Raw genomic sequence first — 17,222 nt, forward strand, 5'->3', positions numbered from 1 at the left:
ACTCGCCGAAAAGGCGAAAAGCAACCTCCCAAACAACCCGCCAAAGAATTACTTTCCCAGCCTAATCCAGCAATCAATTAAACGATCAAATTCTTTTGTAAAGTGATCAACTGCATATTCTCCACCTTCGCCTGCCACATCTCCGGCAGATAAGGAAAAGGCTTTAATTCCCCCGTCGCCTGGTACCCAAGCCGCTGGTAAAACGCAATCAGCGCCTGCCTCACACTAACCACAGCCATTTGACTGGCAGGCGCGCCCCAGCGCTCAACCGACAATTGCTCGGCCGCCAGAATTATCTTTTTACCATAGCCACGATTCTGTGCCGTTGGCTCTACGGCAATCATGCCCAGATGTGCGACTTGTTCATCCGCATGCCATTCGGCACACAGCGTGACCATCAGCGTCTCCGCGACCCAGCCAGTCAGGATCACGGCATCATGACGATTTAACAATGCCAGTACATCGCCGGTCGTCGTGCGTTTGCCATCCAGCAGATCAGCCTCTGTGGTCCAGCCTGCCCGGCTGCTTTCGCCGCGATAAGCACGATTGACCAGTGCCGAAATGGCATCGGCATCCTGCACCTGGGCAGGTTTGATGATTAATTCAGTCATGGCGATTTATTGCGCTAATTTTTCGATTCGATGTTGTACCACCAGGCTACCTATCATGTCGCCTTCCACATTCACCGCAGTACGTACAGTATCCAGCAAGCGGTCTATCGGTAATAAAATGGCAATGGCCTCTGCGGGCAAGCCCACGCTTTGCAATACCATGACCATGGTGACCATACCCGCACTCGGGATACCCGGTGCGCCCATGGCGGCGATCATGGTGGTAAAGCACACCACCAGTTGCTGCCCGAGTGACAAGTCAATACTAGCCAGTTGTGCAACAAACAAAGCAGCCGCGGCTTCGTACAATGCGGTCCCATCCATATTCACGGTGGCGCCCAGCGGCACCACAAAGCCTGCAATTTCAGGCTTCACCTGCATATGTTCTGTCGCGCAACGCATGGTCACCGGCATGGTGGCATTACTCGAACTGGTGGCAAATGCCGTGAGCAGGGACTCACGTGCCCGCTGTAAAAACCACCACGGACGTTTGCCGGTAAGCAGGAATAACAAGAGTGGCAGCACGACCAGACCATGAAACAAGGTGGTCCCGGTCACCACCAGCATAAACTTGGTCAAGCTGGCAAACAGGCTCACATCCTGCGTGGCGACAAGTTTGAATAGCAACGCGGCAATACCAAAAGGTGCCAGGCGCATAATCCAGTTGATAATCTGCATCGCCACCGCCATGCCTTCTTCAAACACAGCCAGCAAGTGTGGGTAACGCTCGGCAGATACTACCAGCGCAATCCCCAGCAACAAGGCAAAAGCCACAATGGCCAGGATATTGCCCTCAGCCAGCGCTTTGAACGGGTTCATAAAGATGCCGTGCAGAAATTGCGTGAAGAACTCAGGCAAGGTGAGCTGCTTGGTTTCAAACTGCTGCAGGGCATCGGCAAACATATTGAGGTGTAAACCTGCCCCAGGCTGGAAAAGATGGCTGGCACCCAAGCCGATAACGACTGCAATGATGGTAGTCGTAGCAAAAAACAATAGTGTGGTTTTCCAGACAATATCAATTTGACTATGTTTACGCAGATTGGCGATGCCGGTGACGATGGCACAAAATACTAGCGGGATCATCACCATTTTGAGCAGGTCGATAAACAGGGTGCCGACCAGGTTGGCGGCATATAAAGCGTTATCAACTTGTTTGCCATGTGCAAAAAGGCCAAGTGCCACCGCGGCGGTAGCGGCGAAAAAGATTTGTCCATTGAGTCCAATGCTTTTCATTTACACGACATCCTTAAAAATAATTACATTGTGCAAAACCACCAACACGTATAAAGTTTACATACGTTAATATTCATGTCGGGAGATGAAATACCTTGCTGACAATCCTAAATCCAGAAAGCTTAATCACGCTCATGGCTAATATAGAAATAAGGATAATGATGCTAATAAAAAACTACGCGATCACTTTTGCCGGATTAATTTTTCTTGCATCTTGCGCCAGTACGGGTAGTGATATTAAAGCAACTTCAGAAGTAAAACGCGGCCCCTTGGGCAATATCAATCAACTCATGATTGTTCGGCCTGAACAAAATCGCAAAGACATTTTGAATCATCAAGCCTATGCAGTCGCAGTAGAACTGCAACAGCAGTTGAATCATGCAGGCATTCCAGTCAGTGAATATACGGTCAAAGGATATGAAATAAATAACTTATCCAAATTGATGGAAGCAGCTCAACGGCATAAACCTAGCCATATTCTCTCCATTACGTTGGAATCAGGTAAAGTCGCTGCCGCAAAGTATTTACAAAACTACACCGTAGATATCTGGATACGCCCTGCCACTGAATCAAGCGCTGTATGGCATTACCGCGCCGAAGTGTATGCACCGACAAGCACCAATCAAGAGGTTGCTGCACATGCGATCAAACAAATGCAAGCAGACCACCTGATCGAATAAAAAGGCTGCGCAGAGGCAGCTAATAGCTAAGCCGCTTTTTCAAATACCGCTGCAAAGAAACCATCCGTGCCATGCAAATGCGGCAGTAACTTCAGATAGTCGCCGGTATCTAACACGATATTCTGCTGCGCCAGCACTTCATTGGCAGGCACCAATTTAAACTCAGGATGCGCTTGTAAAAACGCTTCGGCAATGGCTTCGTTTTCGTCACGCAACAAACTGCATGTGGCATATACCACACGGCCACCTGCTTTACACAGTTTGGCGGCACGGGCGAGGATATTGGTTTGCTTGACGTTTAACTCGGCAACATCTTCTTCCGCCTGACGCCACTTCAGGTCAGGGTTACGGCGCAAGGTACCCAGGCCACTACATGGCGCATCGACCAACACGCGGTCAAATTTGCCGTTGAGGCGTTTGAGTTTCAAGTCGTTTTCGTTGTTGATGAGTTGCGCTTGCAGATTAGACAAGCCGCTGCGTTTCAAGCGTTGACCCAGGTTATTCAGGCGTTTTTCAGACACATCAAACGCATATAAACGGCCGGTGTTTTTCATGAGTGCGCCCAGTGCCAGGGTTTTACCGCCAGCACCTGCACATAAATCGGCCACCATTTGCCCGCGTTTAGGCGCGACCAGGTAGCTCAACAACTGACTGCCTTCGTCCTGCACTTCAATTTTGCCTTCGGTGAACAGGATGTGTTTGCCGATATTGAGACGTGCGCCCATGCGGATGCCCACAGGTGAATAAGGGGTTGGGGCGATGACGTTATCTTTCACTGTGTTTTCTGCCAGCATGCGCGCCAGCACTTCTTCACGGTTGGACTTGATGGTATTCACGCGTAAATCGAGGCTCGCTTGCTCAAACATGCTGCGGCAAATGGTCATGGCTTCAGCCTCGCCATATTGCTCGACCAGCTTGTTCCAGAACCAGTCGCGTACATCGGCCAGCACAGCTGGCGCAAAGCCTTCACTGTTTTTGCTTTTAATGGCCACTGCCCATTCTTTTTGGCGCTCATCCAGCATCTCATCTAAGTCACGAATGCTTTTGCCTTCAATCTTGAGCCACCAGGCAATAATCAGTTTACGCGTATCTTCCTGCTCGTCTGTCTCACTGACAGAGACTTCGCGCAGGTAACGATAACGGCGCAAGACACCATAAGCGGTTTCAGCCACCCATGCACGGTCTTTGGTACCTAACTCACGATGTTGGCGAAAAAATTCGCTGAGCTTGGCATCGGCCGGACTTTCGAACTTCAGTATGTCGTTTAACAACATCGCCGTCTGGCGCATCAGGGATTGGTTCATCAGAATCTTTCAAATACTTACATTATTCGGTGATCAACCGCGTGGCGACTTGCTCAATCACCATGCCGTTTTTCTCCAGCTTTTTAATTTTGACCGGCACATAGCGATAATCGCTGGCCAGCCATAGTTCTACTTTTTCGTCGGTATCGCCACGTGTGTGCACAATGTGCACCGTCTGAATGGTCTGGTCAGCAATCACCAGGCTATCTTCGCCTTCAAACGTATATTCATATTCACCAACGCGCCGGCCATTGGTCAGCGTCACATGCATTTCTTGCAACGGCGGCACAAACATAAACTGGTACATAAAACTGAGGATATCTTGCGTATTGACGCGCAAATCCCGGCGCTGCTCACCCTTGGCTGTTTTCAGGGTAATCACATTGGTTTCCCAGTCAAACACAGCTTCATAAGTTTTACTGGCGCGGCTGCCAAAGGCATAGCGATACAATTGCGGCTTCAAACCGCCTGGGCCCACTTCGCCTGAGCTTTGCTGCTCTAGCGAGGGATATAGCAATTTTAACAGACCGCGCCCTTCCACCAGCCAACGCAAACGATAAGTGGCCGATGTATCGCGAACATACTCAATTTCTGCACTGCCCGCGGGCCGCTCTTCGCCGTTCACAAACACCACAAAGTCAGTCCTCACATGCTGGTAAGGCGGCGGCTGTGCATCATCCGGCACAGCCTCAGGGTGATCCATTTCATGCCAGGCATTGATTTCTGCCAAGCTGCTTTGCGTATCCTCCTCACTGATGGCTGGCGACTCAGCATCGGCCAATGGCGCCTGCGGCGCATCTGTCACAGTGGCCGATTCAGCTGCTGGCGTTGGCGTCACAGCGGGAGCCTGCGCAGGCGGCGGTGCAGCTTGCTTTTTGGGTGAGTTGAGCGGCGACACAGGCTTTGCCAACGCAGTAGAGACAGGCGGTGCGGGAGGCGGTAATAATCGTGCCTGCAATACAGAAGGCGCACGCACTTCATTATCAAACCAGTTGCGCCAATTCACTTCACTAAACGCAAACACATGCAGTAATAACGACAGACAGAGTGCCAGCGCCAATGGCCATGAAACATGCTGTTGAATCCAGTGTCGCAGAGCTGATGCTTGCATCACGCGCTTTCTCTCGCTGCAGAACCTGTTACTGACCGGTGATACTGGTGATCACCTGTTCCATGCGTTTACCATCATCCTGAATCACCAGCTTCACTGGCAAGTAATTCTTATCCTTGGCCAGATACAGGGTTTTCTCACCATCTGCATCTGTCAGTTTAATCACATTAAACGTCCCCGCCTCAGTCTGCAATGGCGTGGTTTCCTCAGTCACCACAAACGTATGTGGTGCCAGTTTTTTACCGTTGGCGACAGAAAAACTCACCTGCTTGTCCTTAGGCGGTTGCCACATCCAGCAATACATCACACTTAATAAATCCTGCGTGCCCTTGGATAACTTATCTGTCGCTTGTTCATCTTTAATCTGCATCTTAAGCACTTTCTTTGACCAGTCAAAATCACTGATCAGTGCTTTATCTGGGTGCTTGGACTGACGAGACTCAAAACGATTGGGGCGCAAGGCATTGGCAATCACCTGGCCCTGGCTGGAGAGTGTGCGCTCACCCATGAGCTTATAGATTCCTTTACCCTCAGCCAGCGATGCGATTTGATAACGGTTGCCTGTTACACTCAACTGGTCTTTGACCGTGCCGATGGTGATGCCCTGTTGCAGCAAGTCATATTTGAGCGTCAACTGCTTGGGCGCCGCTGACAATGCAGGCGATACCAACAGCAGCATCGTGACTAACAGACTGGCCGCGATGCGCTTGTGATTGCTGAAAAGCAGCATTACACCATCACGCATTACACGACCACGGTTGGTGCTTCACCTGCTTGTTGCTCACGAATCTGGCCAATGCGGTACACCGTCTCGCCCGCGCCAGCCAGCACAGCTTGCGCCTGCTCTGCATGCTCAGCCGCCACAATCACTGCCATGCCGATACCACAGTTAAATGTGCGGTACATTTCAATCGGCTCAATATTGCCTTGTGCCTGTAACCACTGGAACAACGGTGGCAAGGTCCAGCTGGATTTTTGCACTTCTGCCGTCAAGCCAGCTGGCAACACGCGCGGAATATTTTCGGTAATACCGCCACCCGTGATATGCGCCATGCCTTTTACTGGCAGGGTGTCCAGCAACTTGAGAATAGACTTCACATACAACTTGGTTGGTGCCATGACCACGTCTTTAAAGCGGCGGCCATGAAAATCGGATTCCATATCGATACCGGATTTTTCAATCAGCTTACGGATCAGCGAATAGCCATTGGAGTGCGCACCGCTGGAAGCCAGGCCCAACACCACGTCGCCGGCTTTGATGGTAGAACCATCAATGATATTAGCTTTGTCCACGCAACCAACAGCAAAGCCCGCCAGGTCATATTCACCGGCAGGATACATGCCCGGCATTTCGGCCGTTTCACCGCCCACCAGCGCACAACCTGACTCTTCACAGCCGAGGGCAATCCCTTTAATCACCGCGGCAGCGGTGCCAACTTCGAGTTTGCCACAGGCAAAATAATCGAGGAAAAACAGCGGCTCAGCGCCTTGCACCAGAATATCGTTGACACTCATGGCCACCAGGTCGATACCCACGGTATCATGCTTATCCAGCTGAAAAGCCAGTTTCAGCTTGGTGCCCACGCCATCGGTGCCGGACACCAGTACTGGCTCCTTGAATTTTTTAGGCATGGCAAACAGCGAGCCAAAGCCGCCAATGCCGCCCATCACTTCCGGGCGCATGGTGCGCTTGGCAAACGGCTTGATTTGCTCGACCAAGGCATCACCAGCCTCCATATCGACACCAGCATCACGGTAGGTGAGTGAAGTTTTATCAGAAGAAGTCGTCAAGATACTCTCATTTCTTTCAATGCGATTAATCAGGTGAACCACTGTAAGCAGCGCAGATGTTTATAACAAAGCGCGATACAGCGTTGAAATTCAGTATAATTTTAAAATAATCATTATTTTAACGCATCTTGCCGCTTCGACCTATGCCGGATTGTGCGGATGCGTCACACACGCCCATGTCAGACCAGGATCATCAGAAATCTGTCGCCACCCAATTTGTCAGCGATCATCGCTGGTGGCTTGTGACGGCGGTCTTCATCTACCTGTTTTACCTGCTGGAACCTATCCTGACCCCGTTTCTGGCGGCGGCGGTCATTGCCTATATGCTGGATCCGCTGGTAGACCGCCTGAGTGAAACCGGCATTAAGGGCTGGCAAATTGGCCGCACACTGGCAACGCTGCTGGTGATGCTGGGGGTCATTCTGGTTGTCACCGGCCTGCTGCTCATTATCATCCCCTTGCTACAACAGCAATCTATGCTGATCGCTCAACGCCTGCCGCTGCTGCTCGATCACTTTCACCAGCAAGTCGAGCCCTGGCTGCTGCAACGATTTGGCATCCACCTCGACATGAATCACGCCGACGTGCAAAAGCTGATCACCGAGCACTGGCAAACCGCAGGCAGCATGATAGGCACCTTTCTGCTCAACGCTGGCCAGAAAAGCCTGAGCCTGATTGGCATTTTTGCCAATATCTGTTTGTTACCGGTAGTGCTGTTTTATTTCTTGCGCGACTGGGATGACATGGTGGCCGAAATCGGCGAATTGATTCCGCGCGACTGGGTCGGCAGGGCCAAAAGCATGTCGGTTGAAATCGATCGTGTCGTTGCCGAATTCTTGCGCGGCCAATTGTCGGTCATGCTGTCATTGTGTGTGTTTTACAGTGTCAGCTTATGGTTGGCTGGCCTGGATATGGCACTTTCTATCGGCATGATTGCCGGCTTGCTGAGTTTTGTGCCCTACCTGGGGTTTGCGCTGGCGTTTGTGTTGGCGGTGGTACTGGCCTTATTGCAGTTTGCCTCGTTGCCAGAAGTCGTGCCAGTGTTACTGGTGTTTGGTGTCGGCCAGTTGGTAGAAAGCTTTATCCTCACCCCGATTCTGGTCGGTGACCGCATCGGCCTGCATCCCGTCATTGTCATTCTGGCCTTGATGGCAGGCGGCCAGTTATTTGGTTTTGCGGGCGTATTGCTGGCATTACCTGTCAGCGCCGCCATTGCTGTGGGGGTGCGCCACACCAAACAAAGTTATTTGCGTAGCGAAGCTTATTTGAGCAGCCAACCGCAAATTATTCAAACCCTGGACGAGTGATTCCAGACACCTGAAACGACCGCTGTGAAACAACTGTTGCTCAATATTCAACCACCGGCTGCGCCGAGTTTTGATAACTATATCGTTGGACAAAACCAGGAGGCGCTTGCCAGTGTGCATGCCGTCCTGGCTGGCCAGGCCACCACCCGCTTTATTTACCTGTGGGGAGAATCCGGCAGTGGTAAAAGCCATTTACTGCTCGCCGCGCAAGACATGGGCGCGCACATTGCAGACGATGTGCACACACTCGATGAAGAATCACAAATCGTGCTGTTTGATACCTACAACCAGATCAAGGCCGAAGGCGGTGTATTAGTCACTGCAGGCAACCATGCGCCTACACAAATGGGCTTGCGTGACGACCTGGCCACGCGGTTGGCCTGGGGACTGGTCTACCAGTTACATCCGCTCAGTGACGATGAAAAAGCTGATGCCCTGCGCGCGCATGCCCGCGATCGCGGCATGAAACTGCCAGACGAAGTGATTGCTTACTGCTTGCGCTATCTGCGCCGCGACTTGCCAACCTTGATGGCAGTGCTGGAGGCGTTGGATGAATGGTCACTGACGGCTAAAAAAGCAGTCACCGTGCAGTCACTGAAAAAGATGCTGCAAGACGTGTTCTAAGCGCCTTTATTCTGACCCAAACCTGTAGCGGTTTTTGCCGTTTTTCTTCGAGTCATACATCGCCTTATCCGCCACATGCAGCAGCTGTTTCACATGCTTGCCATGATGCGGATACTCGGCGATACCGATACTGACACCGATCTCCAACGGGATACCGCGTACTACCACCGGCTGCGCAAATAATCTGATCAGGCGCTCTGCTAACTGCGTCAATTCGTGGCGATATAAATAACTGCCAACCACCAGCACAAACTCGTCCCCGCCTTGGCGCGCCAGAAAGTCAGATTGCCTGAGTACTTTTTTAAACATATCAGCCACTTCTATCAGCAACGCATCGCCTACGCCGTGGCCATATTTATCATTCACCAGCTTAAAGCCGTCAAGATCCATAAAAAGCACCGCAAACTGCTTGGAGGTATGCCTGGCCAATTGATACGTATTGGCCAGATGCACATCGACACTGCGACGATTAGGCAAGCCGGTCAGCAAGTCGTGATCCGCCTGATGGCTGGCTTGTTTGGCGACGGCCTGATTTTCCAGCACTTGTTCCAGCAAATGCGTCGTACTGCGATAAGAGAATAGCAATACGCCAATAATCAGCACCCCCAGTAGAATCGCGCCCACCACAGAGGCAAACATGCGCTTGCGGATTTCCTGCTCAAAGCTTTCCCTCATTCGCTGCAACTTGCCATCAATCGCGTCCAGCTGATCATCAATCAGCTTCATCACTTCACGCCCCTTGTCCTTGCTCAGCGACAAATGTGGCGAAAACTCGCCTGCATGCAATTGCACCTGGATACTCTGGTCCATGACGTCAAATTTCTGATGCACCAGCTGTTTGACTCTTTCCAGCTCAGGCCGTATCTCAGTCACATCCAGCGACTGCTTATCCAGCTTTGCCATCACTTGCCTGGTCTCGATACGGCCCTGCTCCAAGGTATCCAGAAACAAGGTATGGCCTGTGAGCAAGTAGCCGCGCTGTCCGCTTTCAGCATTAGTGATGGCTTTGCCCAGCGCCACAATGTCATAGCGCTGCCGGTCGACCAGGTCTTTTTGTTCTGAATAATAGACAAGCTGATACATGGCAATAAACAGCCACACCATTGAAACGCACAAAAGTGCAGTAGCAATGATTAACGGGATAATTATTCGTCGCTTGTAATTAAACATACGATGTTTATATCGTCATTTTTTTGCGCAGATTAAATCGAAGCCGAATAAAATCTATGATACGACTAGTCTGATTATAATAAAATAGAGTTTTGATAGATAACCACTATCCACGAGACCTTTATGTTACGCATTACCGAAATCAAACTGCCGCTGGTACACGCTGAAACCCTCAAACATCAGGATGACCAGATTAAGGCGGCGATCCTCAAACGACTGGAAATTCCTGAAAGTGAATTAATCCGTTTTGAGATTTTTAAACGCGGTGTAGATGCGCGAAAATCGCACGCGATCTTGTATGTGTATAACATTGATGCCGAAGTCAAAAACGAGGCGAAAATTTTAGCCAAGTTTAAAAAAGACCCACATATCAAACCTGCGCCGGATACCACTTATCAATTCGTCACGACCGCGCCCGAAAAGGCTGTAGAAAACACGCATAGACCGGTCGTGGTTGGCTTTGGTCCCGCCGGCATTTTTGCTGCGCTGATTCTCGCCCAGGCGGGATTCAAACCGATTGTGCTAGAACGTGGCAAGGAAGTCCGTCAACGTACCAAAGACACCTGGGGATTATGGCGTAAACGCGAATTGAACCCAGAATCCAACGTGCAGTTTGGTGAAGGCGGCGCCGGTACATTCTCTGACGGCAAACTCTACAGCCAGATTAAAGACACCAAACATTACGGCCGCAAAGTGCTGCAGGAATTTGTTAAAGCTGGCGCGCCAGAAGAAATTCTCTACATCAGCCATCCACACATCGGTACCTTCAAGCTGGTAAGCATGGTGGAGGAAATGCGTAGCACTATCATCAGCCTGGGCGGAGAAATCCGCTTTAGCCAGCGCGTGACCGATATTGATGTCAAAGACCAACAGGTACAGGGTGTCACCGTACATACCGGTGAATACCTGCCAACCAACCACCTGGTACTGGCCGTGGGCCACAGCGCCCGTGACACTTTTGAAATGGTGCATGAAAAAGGCATTTATATCGAAGCCAAGCCGTTCTCGATTGGCTTCCGTATCGAACATCCGCAAAGCCTGATTGACCGTGCGCGCTACGGCAAAAGTTATAGCGACGATATTCTGCAAAAGCTGGGCGCCGCGGACTACAAACTGGTACACCATGCCAAAAATGGCCGTAGCGTGTATAGTTTTTGCATGTGTCCAGGTGGCACCGTCGTCGCGGCCACTTCTGAACCTAATCGCGTCGTGACTAACGGCATGAGTCAATACAGCCGTAACGAGCGCAATGCGAATGCAGGCATTGTGGTCGGCATCACGCCTGAAGTCGATTACCCCGATCATCCATTGGCTGGTATTGAATTACAGCGCCAATTGGAAAGCCAGGCGTTTGTGCTGGGCGGCAGTAATTATTCCGCGCCCGGGCAATTGATTGGTGATTTCCTGGCGAATAAGCCGTCTACCGAATTTGGTGAAGTGACACCGTCTTACACACCTGGTGTACATCTCACCAACCTTGAGTCTGCGCTACCCACTTTCGCCATTGAAGCCATTCGCGAAGCGATTCCAGCCTTTGCTAAACAGATTCCAAACTTTGATCTGAAAGATGGCATTCTGACTGGCGTGGAAACACGTACGTCTAGTCCTATCCGTATCAAGCGAGATGATGAAAGTCTGCAAAGTATCAATACCAAAGGTTTGTTCCCATGTGGTGAAGGCGCTGGTTATGCTGGTGGTATTTTGTCCGCCGCGGTGGATGGCATTAAAGTCGCCGAAGCGGTTTCATTGTCTTTAGTTTCCTGATCCGCTTTCCAAGTCACCCAAAATAAAAAACCTGCCGAAGCAGGTTTTTTATTGCTACTACACTTACTGGCGAATCAGGTAATCAAACGCACCCAGCGCTGCATTAGAGCCTTCACCCATGGCAATCACAATTTGCTTGTAAGGGATCGTGGTCACATCCCCCGCCGCAAACACGCCTGGCAATGAAGTGGCATTATGGTTGTTAATCTCGATTTCACCATATTTGCTCAGGTTCACGCTGCCTTTTAACCAGTCACTATTCGGCACCAGGCCAATCTGGATAAACACACCTTCCAGTGCAACATGCTTGCTCTCACCACTGACGCGATCCAGGTAAGTCAGGCCATTGACACGGGTACCGTCACCGGTAATTTCTGTGGTTTGCGCGCTGGTTAAAATCGTCACGTTTTGCAGTGAGCGCAATTTGCGTTGCAGCACAGCATCGGCTTTAAGCTCGGTGTCAAATTGCAGCAAGGTGACATGCCCGACCACACCGGCCAGGTCAATCGCTGCCTCAACACCAGAGTTACCGCCACCGACTACCGCCACGTGCTTGCCTTTAAACAAAGGGCCATCACAATGCGGGCAATAGGCCACACCCTTGTTTTTGTATTCCACTTCACCAGGCACGTTGAGGTTTTTCCAACGTGCACCCGTGGCCAGAATCACAGACTTGCTACGCAGGGTCGCGCCACTTTCCAGCTTCACTTCAATCAGGCCAGCATGTTTGTTGTCCTTTTGAGGCTCACTCAGAGCAACCGCACGTTGCAAGGGCATGATATCCACGTCATAGGTTTTCACGTGTTCTTCAAGGGCTGCCACCAGTTTTGGCCCTTCGGTTTCCTTGACTGAAATAAAGTTTTCAATCGCCAGGGTATCATTCACCTGACCACCAAAACGATCCGCCACAATACCGGTACGTATGCCTTTACGGGCGGCATAAATCGCAGCTGAAGCACCCGCCGGGCCACCGCCAACCACCAGTACATCAAACGGTTCTCTGGCGCTGATTTTCTCGGCTTCTTTTGCGACTGCACCAGTATCGACTTTGGCCAGAAACTCTTCCACCAGCATACGGCCAGAGGCAAACATCTCGCCATTCAAGAAGGTAGCAGGCACCGCCATCACGTTACGCGCATTCACTTCGTCCTGATACAAACCACCGTCAATCACCGTCACATTAATGCGCGGGTTAAACACCGTCATCAAGGTGGTTGCCTGCACCACGTCTGGGCAGTTATGGCAAGACAAGCTCATATACACTTCAAAGTTCAAATCGCTGTCGAGCGCCTTGATCTGGTCGAGCACATCCTGCTCCACTTTGGGCGGATGGCCGCCGGTCCATAACAGGGCCAGCACCAGTGAAGTGAACTCATGGCCTAATGGAATCGCCGCAAAACGCACGCCACGGGTCTCGCCCTCTTTAGCAATCACGAAAGAAGGTTTACGGGCATCATCACCGGTTTCGTCCAGGCTGACTTTGTCTGACAACGCAGCAATTTCTTGCAACAGCTCGCGCATTTTTGCAGCATTGTCGCTGTTGTCCAGGGATGCGATCAGACGGATAGGCTGACGCAGCATGCCCAGGTAGGTTTGCAGTTGTGTCTTTAAGGTATCGTCTAACATTTTTTATTCTCCAAATTCACGCGCTTGTCTAAACCTTGCGGCAACAACAAGCCGTGGCCATCTCGTATGGCGATCAAAAGTCGTTGGGGGGAAGCTCGCTCAGGTAAAACCACCGCCATATTAAAGACAACCGGGTGACTTTACCTGAGCGCCCTGCTTGCGCAGGGCTTTGCTCAAGTCATCTCAAAGAGATTTAGATCTTACCTACCAAGTCCAAAGATGGTGTCAATGTTGCAGCACCGTCGTTCCATTTGGCTGGGCAAACCTGGCCTGGGTGAGCAGCGGTGTATTGCGCTGCTTTCAACTTACGCAAGGTTTCTTTTACATCACGGGCGATTTCGTTGCTATGTACTTCAGCAGTTTTGATCACGCCATCAGCGTTGATCACGAATGTACCGCGCAATGCCAGACCTTCTTCATCAATATGCACGTCAAATGCACGTGTCAATTGGTGTGTCGGGTCGCCAACCAGTGGGAATTTTGCTTTGCCCACTGCTGGTGAAGTCTCGTGCCAAACCTTGTGGGAGAAATGCGTATCGGTGGTCACGATGTACACTTCAGCACCAGCCTTCTGGAATTCTGCGTAGTTGTCAGCTGCATCTTCAACTTCTGTCGGGCAGTTGAAAGTGAACGCCGCTGGCATAAAAATCAACACAGACCATTTGCCTTTCAAAGACTCTTCAGTCACTTCGATAAATTTACCGTTGTGGAATGCTTGCGCCTTGAATGGTTGTACTTGTGTGTTAATCAATGACATTTAGTTCTCCTTTATGATTTATTAAACAGGACTTAATTAAAATTTGCTGTGTTTCAACAGCGAATGGATGCATTTTAAGCAACCACATACCATATGTAAAATTGATTATTCTAATTTTACTGATAAATATTATTAATCAATAAAATTGACGATTAAAAATCAGGCCGACACCGTGACCTGACCATGACCTTCATAACCCAGGTTATCTTGCCAGTTTACCGCAATCACATCGCCCACCTTGGCTTCTTGTATATAAAAGGTAAAGTAAGGGTTACGCGCAATGCCGGTACCGGTCTGCGCGTCAACAATCACCTGCCCATTCAGCACCACCTGCATGAGCTGCATAAAATGCGCAGGCAGCAACTGGCCATCATCGTTTTTACTGCGGCCAGTACGCATGGGATGCAGAATAATAATCTTTAGTTCAGTGACTGGCTTGCCTGGCGAACGCTCATCCATCAACCGTGCACGCATTTTCATGCTGCTGGCAAACGGCTCTTCACGTTCGCTGCCGGCACAGCCATCTTCCAGCACAATCACCTGGCGTCGCTGTTGCTGAAACTGCCCATTTGCCTGCTGCGCTAACGCAATCACCTCTCCCGACTGCGCCAGTTTGATGCGCGTCACCAGCTTGGGCAACACCTGCTTCCCCAGTTCAAAACTGGCAATCAGCGGGGTCGGGTTAGCATCCGCCAGCAAGCGCAAACTGCTCACGCCGCCTGCAGCCTGCTTGCTCGTCAACTCAACCTGCACCACCGCACCATTTTCGGCTTTCTGTGGCGCGTCAATCTGCAAATCAGCCGACACCGGCACGGCGCTCGCTTGCAGCGCTGCCATCACTTGCGCTGTCTGCTTGGCCTCAAAGGCTTGCGTAAACCAGGTAGCTGCCTCGAGTTTGCGTGCAACCAGCCAAAACGGCATGGTGGCTAACGCTAACCCTGCTTTCAACCACACCCGTCTTTGCATACTGTTATCCATTTTTATCATCCCCCTGCTCCAGTTTGAGTTGCAGCCTTAGCGTTTTCAGCCGTGCCTCTACTCTGGATTGCAGATAAAAATCGCCATCTTTGGCTTTGCTGGCGATCTCAAACTGGTCAATCGCGCGCGGCAAATCATATTTACGCACATAGCTTTCGCCCAATGCCTGATGCCGTAACATCTGCTTGCCTTGTCCTTGATAAGCAGCTGCCAGCCAGTCATACAGCTTGGGGTCATCGGGAAAAGTATCCAGTTGCTTTTGAATAAAGGTCACAGCCAGCGCCCATTGATTACTACGTATTAATGACTCAGCCTGACCTTGTGCCAGGATTCTATGTTTGGGATACTGCTGCAAGCCCTGCACAAATTGCGCCTGTGCCTGCGGCACCTGGCCTAGCTTGGCCAAAGTCAGCGCCTTTAACGTCACCAGGTAAGGACTCACCATACCATGCTGCACCAGCCAGTCGACCTCCCCCTGCGCATTCTTTGCCTGATTGGCCCGCAGCCAGGCATAAGCCAGGCCATAATGCTCTGCCAGTTCGTTCTGATAACGACCTTCGCTAATATTATTCTGAAACTCTTCCACCATTTGTTGCGGGGCACCCTGGAAAGCGCGGATTTTCGCCCGCATCAGGAAAAAAGTCAGGCTTTCGTTAATCTGCTTGTAAGGCAGGTTTTGCACCCGGTTACCAATATCGGCAATACGCTCACTGGTCAAAGGGTGTGTACGCAAATAGCTGGGCATACTGCCGCCATCAGAAAAGCGTGTCGCACGCTGCATGGTGGTAAAAAAGGCCGGCATGGCGCGCACATCAAATCCGGCATCCTGCAAAATGGTCAGACCCACCCGGTCGGCCTCGCGTTCATGCTCACGCGTGTAATCCAATTGCTTTTGTATCCCTGCCGCAGAAGCAGCGGTCATGGCCCCCATCCCCACCTGCGGATTCGAACGCGCAATCAATAAGGCCAACGCTGTCGCCGCGATATTTTTAAACATATCGTACTTTTGTGACGCCAGCATGCGCGCCAGGTGATGCTGGGTGACGTGACCAATTTCATGCCCCAGCACACTGGCCAACTCTGACTCACTGTTCGAAGCCATAAACAAACCGGTATGCACACCAATCACGCCACCAGGCATGGCAAACGCGTTAATGGTTTTATCCTGTACCACAAAAAAATAAAACTTCTGCTGCCGGTCCGGGCTGCTCTCGCCCAATCGTGACCCTAATGCTTGCAGATAATCAGTGACTTCTGCATCATCCAGCACATCCTCACTGGTCGCCACCTGCTTGAGAATCTGGTGCGCAATCTTTTCTTCATCACGCAATGACAATACAGTTTGCGAAGCATCGCCCAGCTCCGGCAATTGATTAGATGAATCTGATGGCAAACTCAAGTCCAGATCATCCGGCTCATACGGCTTACCCGAAAACACGCCTGTTGCATAATTAGCCAGTAACGTTGCCCCCGGCACCAACAACAGGCCGCACAACAGCAAGCCACGCACCACGTGTCGGCCACCCTGTTGATAAGCATGTTTAATGTCTTTAAAAGCCATGAATCCCAGCGTTTGAAATTGCACCGCCCGATCACAGGCCTGTGCCAACCACCCAAACTTGTTATGATAACGACTTCATCGCTTGAGTTCATCCTTTTTCACACGCGTAAACCCATGACAAAATCAACCTCAGGACTCACCCATTTCAATGCCCAAGGCCATGCCCACATGGTGGATATCGGCGACAAAGCCCATACCAAACGCATCGCCATTGCCGAAGGCCACATCACCATGCAGGCCGCTACTTTGCAAACCATCCTGCAAGGCAACGCCAAAAAAGGCGACGTACTCGGCATCGCCCGTATCGCAGCGATCCAGGCCAGCAAAAAAACCAGTGATTTAATTCCACTCTGCCACCCGCTCAGCCTAAGCCGGGTAGATGTCAATTTTGTGGCAGATGAAGCACAACACAGCATTAGCTGCCGCGTGCAATGTGAAACTACCGGGCAGACAGGGGTCGAAATGGAAGCATTGACTGCTGTGCAAGTGGGACTGCTAACGATTTATGATATGTGCAAGGCGATTGACAGAGGCATGACCATACAAGGGGTGAGAGTCCTGGAGAAGCATGGTGGGAAGAGTGGGGATTGGGTAGCCGTTTAAGTAACGAAAACCTATCCAAGTAAATACAAAAGAATTACGTTTTAAAACGACACTGACCGTATCGAGGCATTTCTTTCACCTGTAGGCGAGTTACTTTTCTTT

At 50.9% G+C, this 17,222-nt stretch carries 16 protein-coding genes; 5 read left to right on the forward strand and 11 right to left on the reverse strand.

The window, feature by feature from the left end:
* Window positions 1–77: 77 nt before the first annotated feature.
* Both B3355_RS04200 and B3355_RS04205 read right to left on the reverse strand, forming a co-directional pair.
* A complete protein-coding gene (locus tag B3355_RS04200; protein WP_292780525.1) occupies window positions 78–611 on the reverse strand; it encodes a GNAT family N-acetyltransferase in 534 nt (177 codons plus the stop codon).
* 6 nt (window positions 612–617) lie between these two features.
* The gene (locus B3355_RS04205; RefSeq protein WP_292780527.1) at window positions 618–1,844 is read right to left on the reverse strand and encodes a dicarboxylate/amino acid:cation symporter; all 1,227 of its coding nucleotides are present in this window, start codon (window positions 1,842–1,844) and stop codon (window positions 618–620) included.
* A gap of 95 nt (window positions 1,845–1,939) precedes the next feature.
* Between B3355_RS04205 and B3355_RS04210 the strand changes: the two genes are divergently transcribed.
* Entirely contained in the window at window positions 1,940–2,524 is a 585-nt protein-coding gene (locus tag B3355_RS04210) for a hypothetical protein (RefSeq protein WP_292780529.1), read from the forward strand.
* A gap of 26 nt (window positions 2,525–2,550) precedes the next feature.
* Here the strand turns inward: B3355_RS04210 and B3355_RS04215 are convergent, their stop codons facing one another.
* From B3355_RS04215 to purM, 4 genes are read right to left on the reverse strand one after another with little or no spacing between them, the layout of a single operon-like run.
* Window positions 2,551–3,828 (reverse strand): RsmB/NOP family class I SAM-dependent RNA methyltransferase, encoded by a 1,278-nt coding sequence (locus B3355_RS04215; protein WP_292780532.1) that lies wholly within the window; start codon window positions 3,826–3,828, stop codon window positions 2,551–2,553.
* A 22-nt stretch (window positions 3,829–3,850) separates the two neighbouring features.
* Window positions 3,851–4,939 (reverse strand): DUF3108 domain-containing protein, encoded by a 1,089-nt coding sequence (locus tag B3355_RS04220; RefSeq protein ID WP_292780534.1) that lies wholly within the window; start codon window positions 4,937–4,939, stop codon window positions 3,851–3,853.
* Window positions 4,940–4,967: 28 nt separating this feature from the next.
* Window positions 4,968–5,669 carry a DUF3108 domain-containing protein gene (locus B3355_RS04225; protein WP_235273001.1) on the reverse strand — a complete coding sequence of 234 codons (702 nt, stop codon included), beginning with the start codon at window positions 5,667–5,669 and terminating at the stop codon, window positions 4,968–4,970.
* Window positions 5,670–5,683: 14 nt separating this feature from the next.
* On the reverse strand, window positions 5,684–6,730 hold the full coding sequence (purM, locus tag B3355_RS04230) for a phosphoribosylformylglycinamidine cyclo-ligase (protein WP_047515869.1): 1,047 nt from the start codon (window positions 6,728–6,730) through the stop codon (window positions 5,684–5,686).
* A gap of 176 nt (window positions 6,731–6,906) precedes the next feature.
* Between purM and B3355_RS04235 the strand changes: the two genes are divergently transcribed.
* Both B3355_RS04235 and B3355_RS04240 read left to right on the forward strand, forming a co-directional pair.
* On the forward strand, window positions 6,907–8,037 hold the full coding sequence (locus B3355_RS04235) for an AI-2E family transporter (protein ID WP_047515867.1): 1,131 nt from the start codon (window positions 6,907–6,909) through the stop codon (window positions 8,035–8,037).
* 24 nt (window positions 8,038–8,061) lie between these two features.
* Window positions 8,062–8,661 carry an HdaA/DnaA family protein gene (locus B3355_RS04240; protein ID WP_019883691.1) on the forward strand — a complete coding sequence of 200 codons (600 nt, stop codon included), beginning with the start codon at window positions 8,062–8,064 and terminating at the stop codon, window positions 8,659–8,661.
* 6 nt (window positions 8,662–8,667) lie between these two features.
* Here the strand turns inward: B3355_RS04240 and B3355_RS04245 are convergent, their stop codons facing one another.
* The gene (locus B3355_RS04245; protein ID WP_292780544.1) at window positions 8,668–9,765 is read right to left on the reverse strand and encodes a diguanylate cyclase domain-containing protein; all 1,098 of its coding nucleotides are present in this window, start codon (window positions 9,763–9,765) and stop codon (window positions 8,668–8,670) included.
* Window positions 9,766–9,954: 189 nt separating this feature from the next.
* Here B3355_RS04245 and B3355_RS04250 point away from each other — a divergent pair, with 189 nt between their 5' ends.
* Window positions 9,955–11,595, forward strand: a complete 1,641-nt coding sequence (locus tag B3355_RS04250) for an NAD(P)/FAD-dependent oxidoreductase (protein ID WP_292780547.1) — start codon at window positions 9,955–9,957, stop codon at window positions 11,593–11,595.
* 63 nt (window positions 11,596–11,658) lie between these two features.
* On the opposite strand, the gene ahpF is transcribed toward B3355_RS04250, so the two are convergent.
* The 4 genes from ahpF to B3355_RS04270 form a co-directional block, all read right to left on the reverse strand.
* Window positions 11,659–13,221, reverse strand: coding sequence for an alkyl hydroperoxide reductase subunit F (ahpF, locus tag B3355_RS04255; RefSeq protein WP_292780550.1), 1,563 nt, complete (start codon window positions 13,219–13,221; stop codon window positions 11,659–11,661).
* A gap of 193 nt (window positions 13,222–13,414) precedes the next feature.
* Window positions 13,415–13,978 (reverse strand): alkyl hydroperoxide reductase subunit C, encoded by a 564-nt coding sequence (ahpC, locus tag B3355_RS04260; protein WP_019883695.1) that lies wholly within the window; start codon window positions 13,976–13,978, stop codon window positions 13,415–13,417.
* 159 nt (window positions 13,979–14,137) lie between these two features.
* Window positions 14,138–14,944: a thiosulfate oxidation carrier complex protein SoxZ gene (gene soxZ, locus B3355_RS04265; protein ID WP_292780555.1), complete on the reverse strand. Its 807-nt coding sequence runs from the start codon at window positions 14,942–14,944 to the stop codon at window positions 14,138–14,140.
* 4 nt (window positions 14,945–14,948) lie between these two features.
* Window positions 14,949–16,517: a M48 family metalloprotease gene (locus tag B3355_RS04270; RefSeq protein ID WP_292780558.1), complete on the reverse strand. Its 1,569-nt coding sequence runs from the start codon at window positions 16,515–16,517 to the stop codon at window positions 14,949–14,951.
* 114 nt (window positions 16,518–16,631) lie between these two features.
* Here B3355_RS04270 and moaC point away from each other — a divergent pair, with 114 nt between their 5' ends.
* A complete protein-coding gene (gene moaC / locus B3355_RS04275; protein ID WP_019883700.1) occupies window positions 16,632–17,120 on the forward strand; it encodes a cyclic pyranopterin monophosphate synthase MoaC in 489 nt (162 codons plus the stop codon).
* The last annotated feature ends 102 nt before the right edge of the window (window positions 17,121–17,222 follow it).

Source organism: Methylophilus sp. UBA6697, assembly GCF_002454655.1.
In the GTDB taxonomy this organism is placed as follows: domain Bacteria; phylum Pseudomonadota; class Gammaproteobacteria; order Burkholderiales; family Methylophilaceae; genus Methylophilus.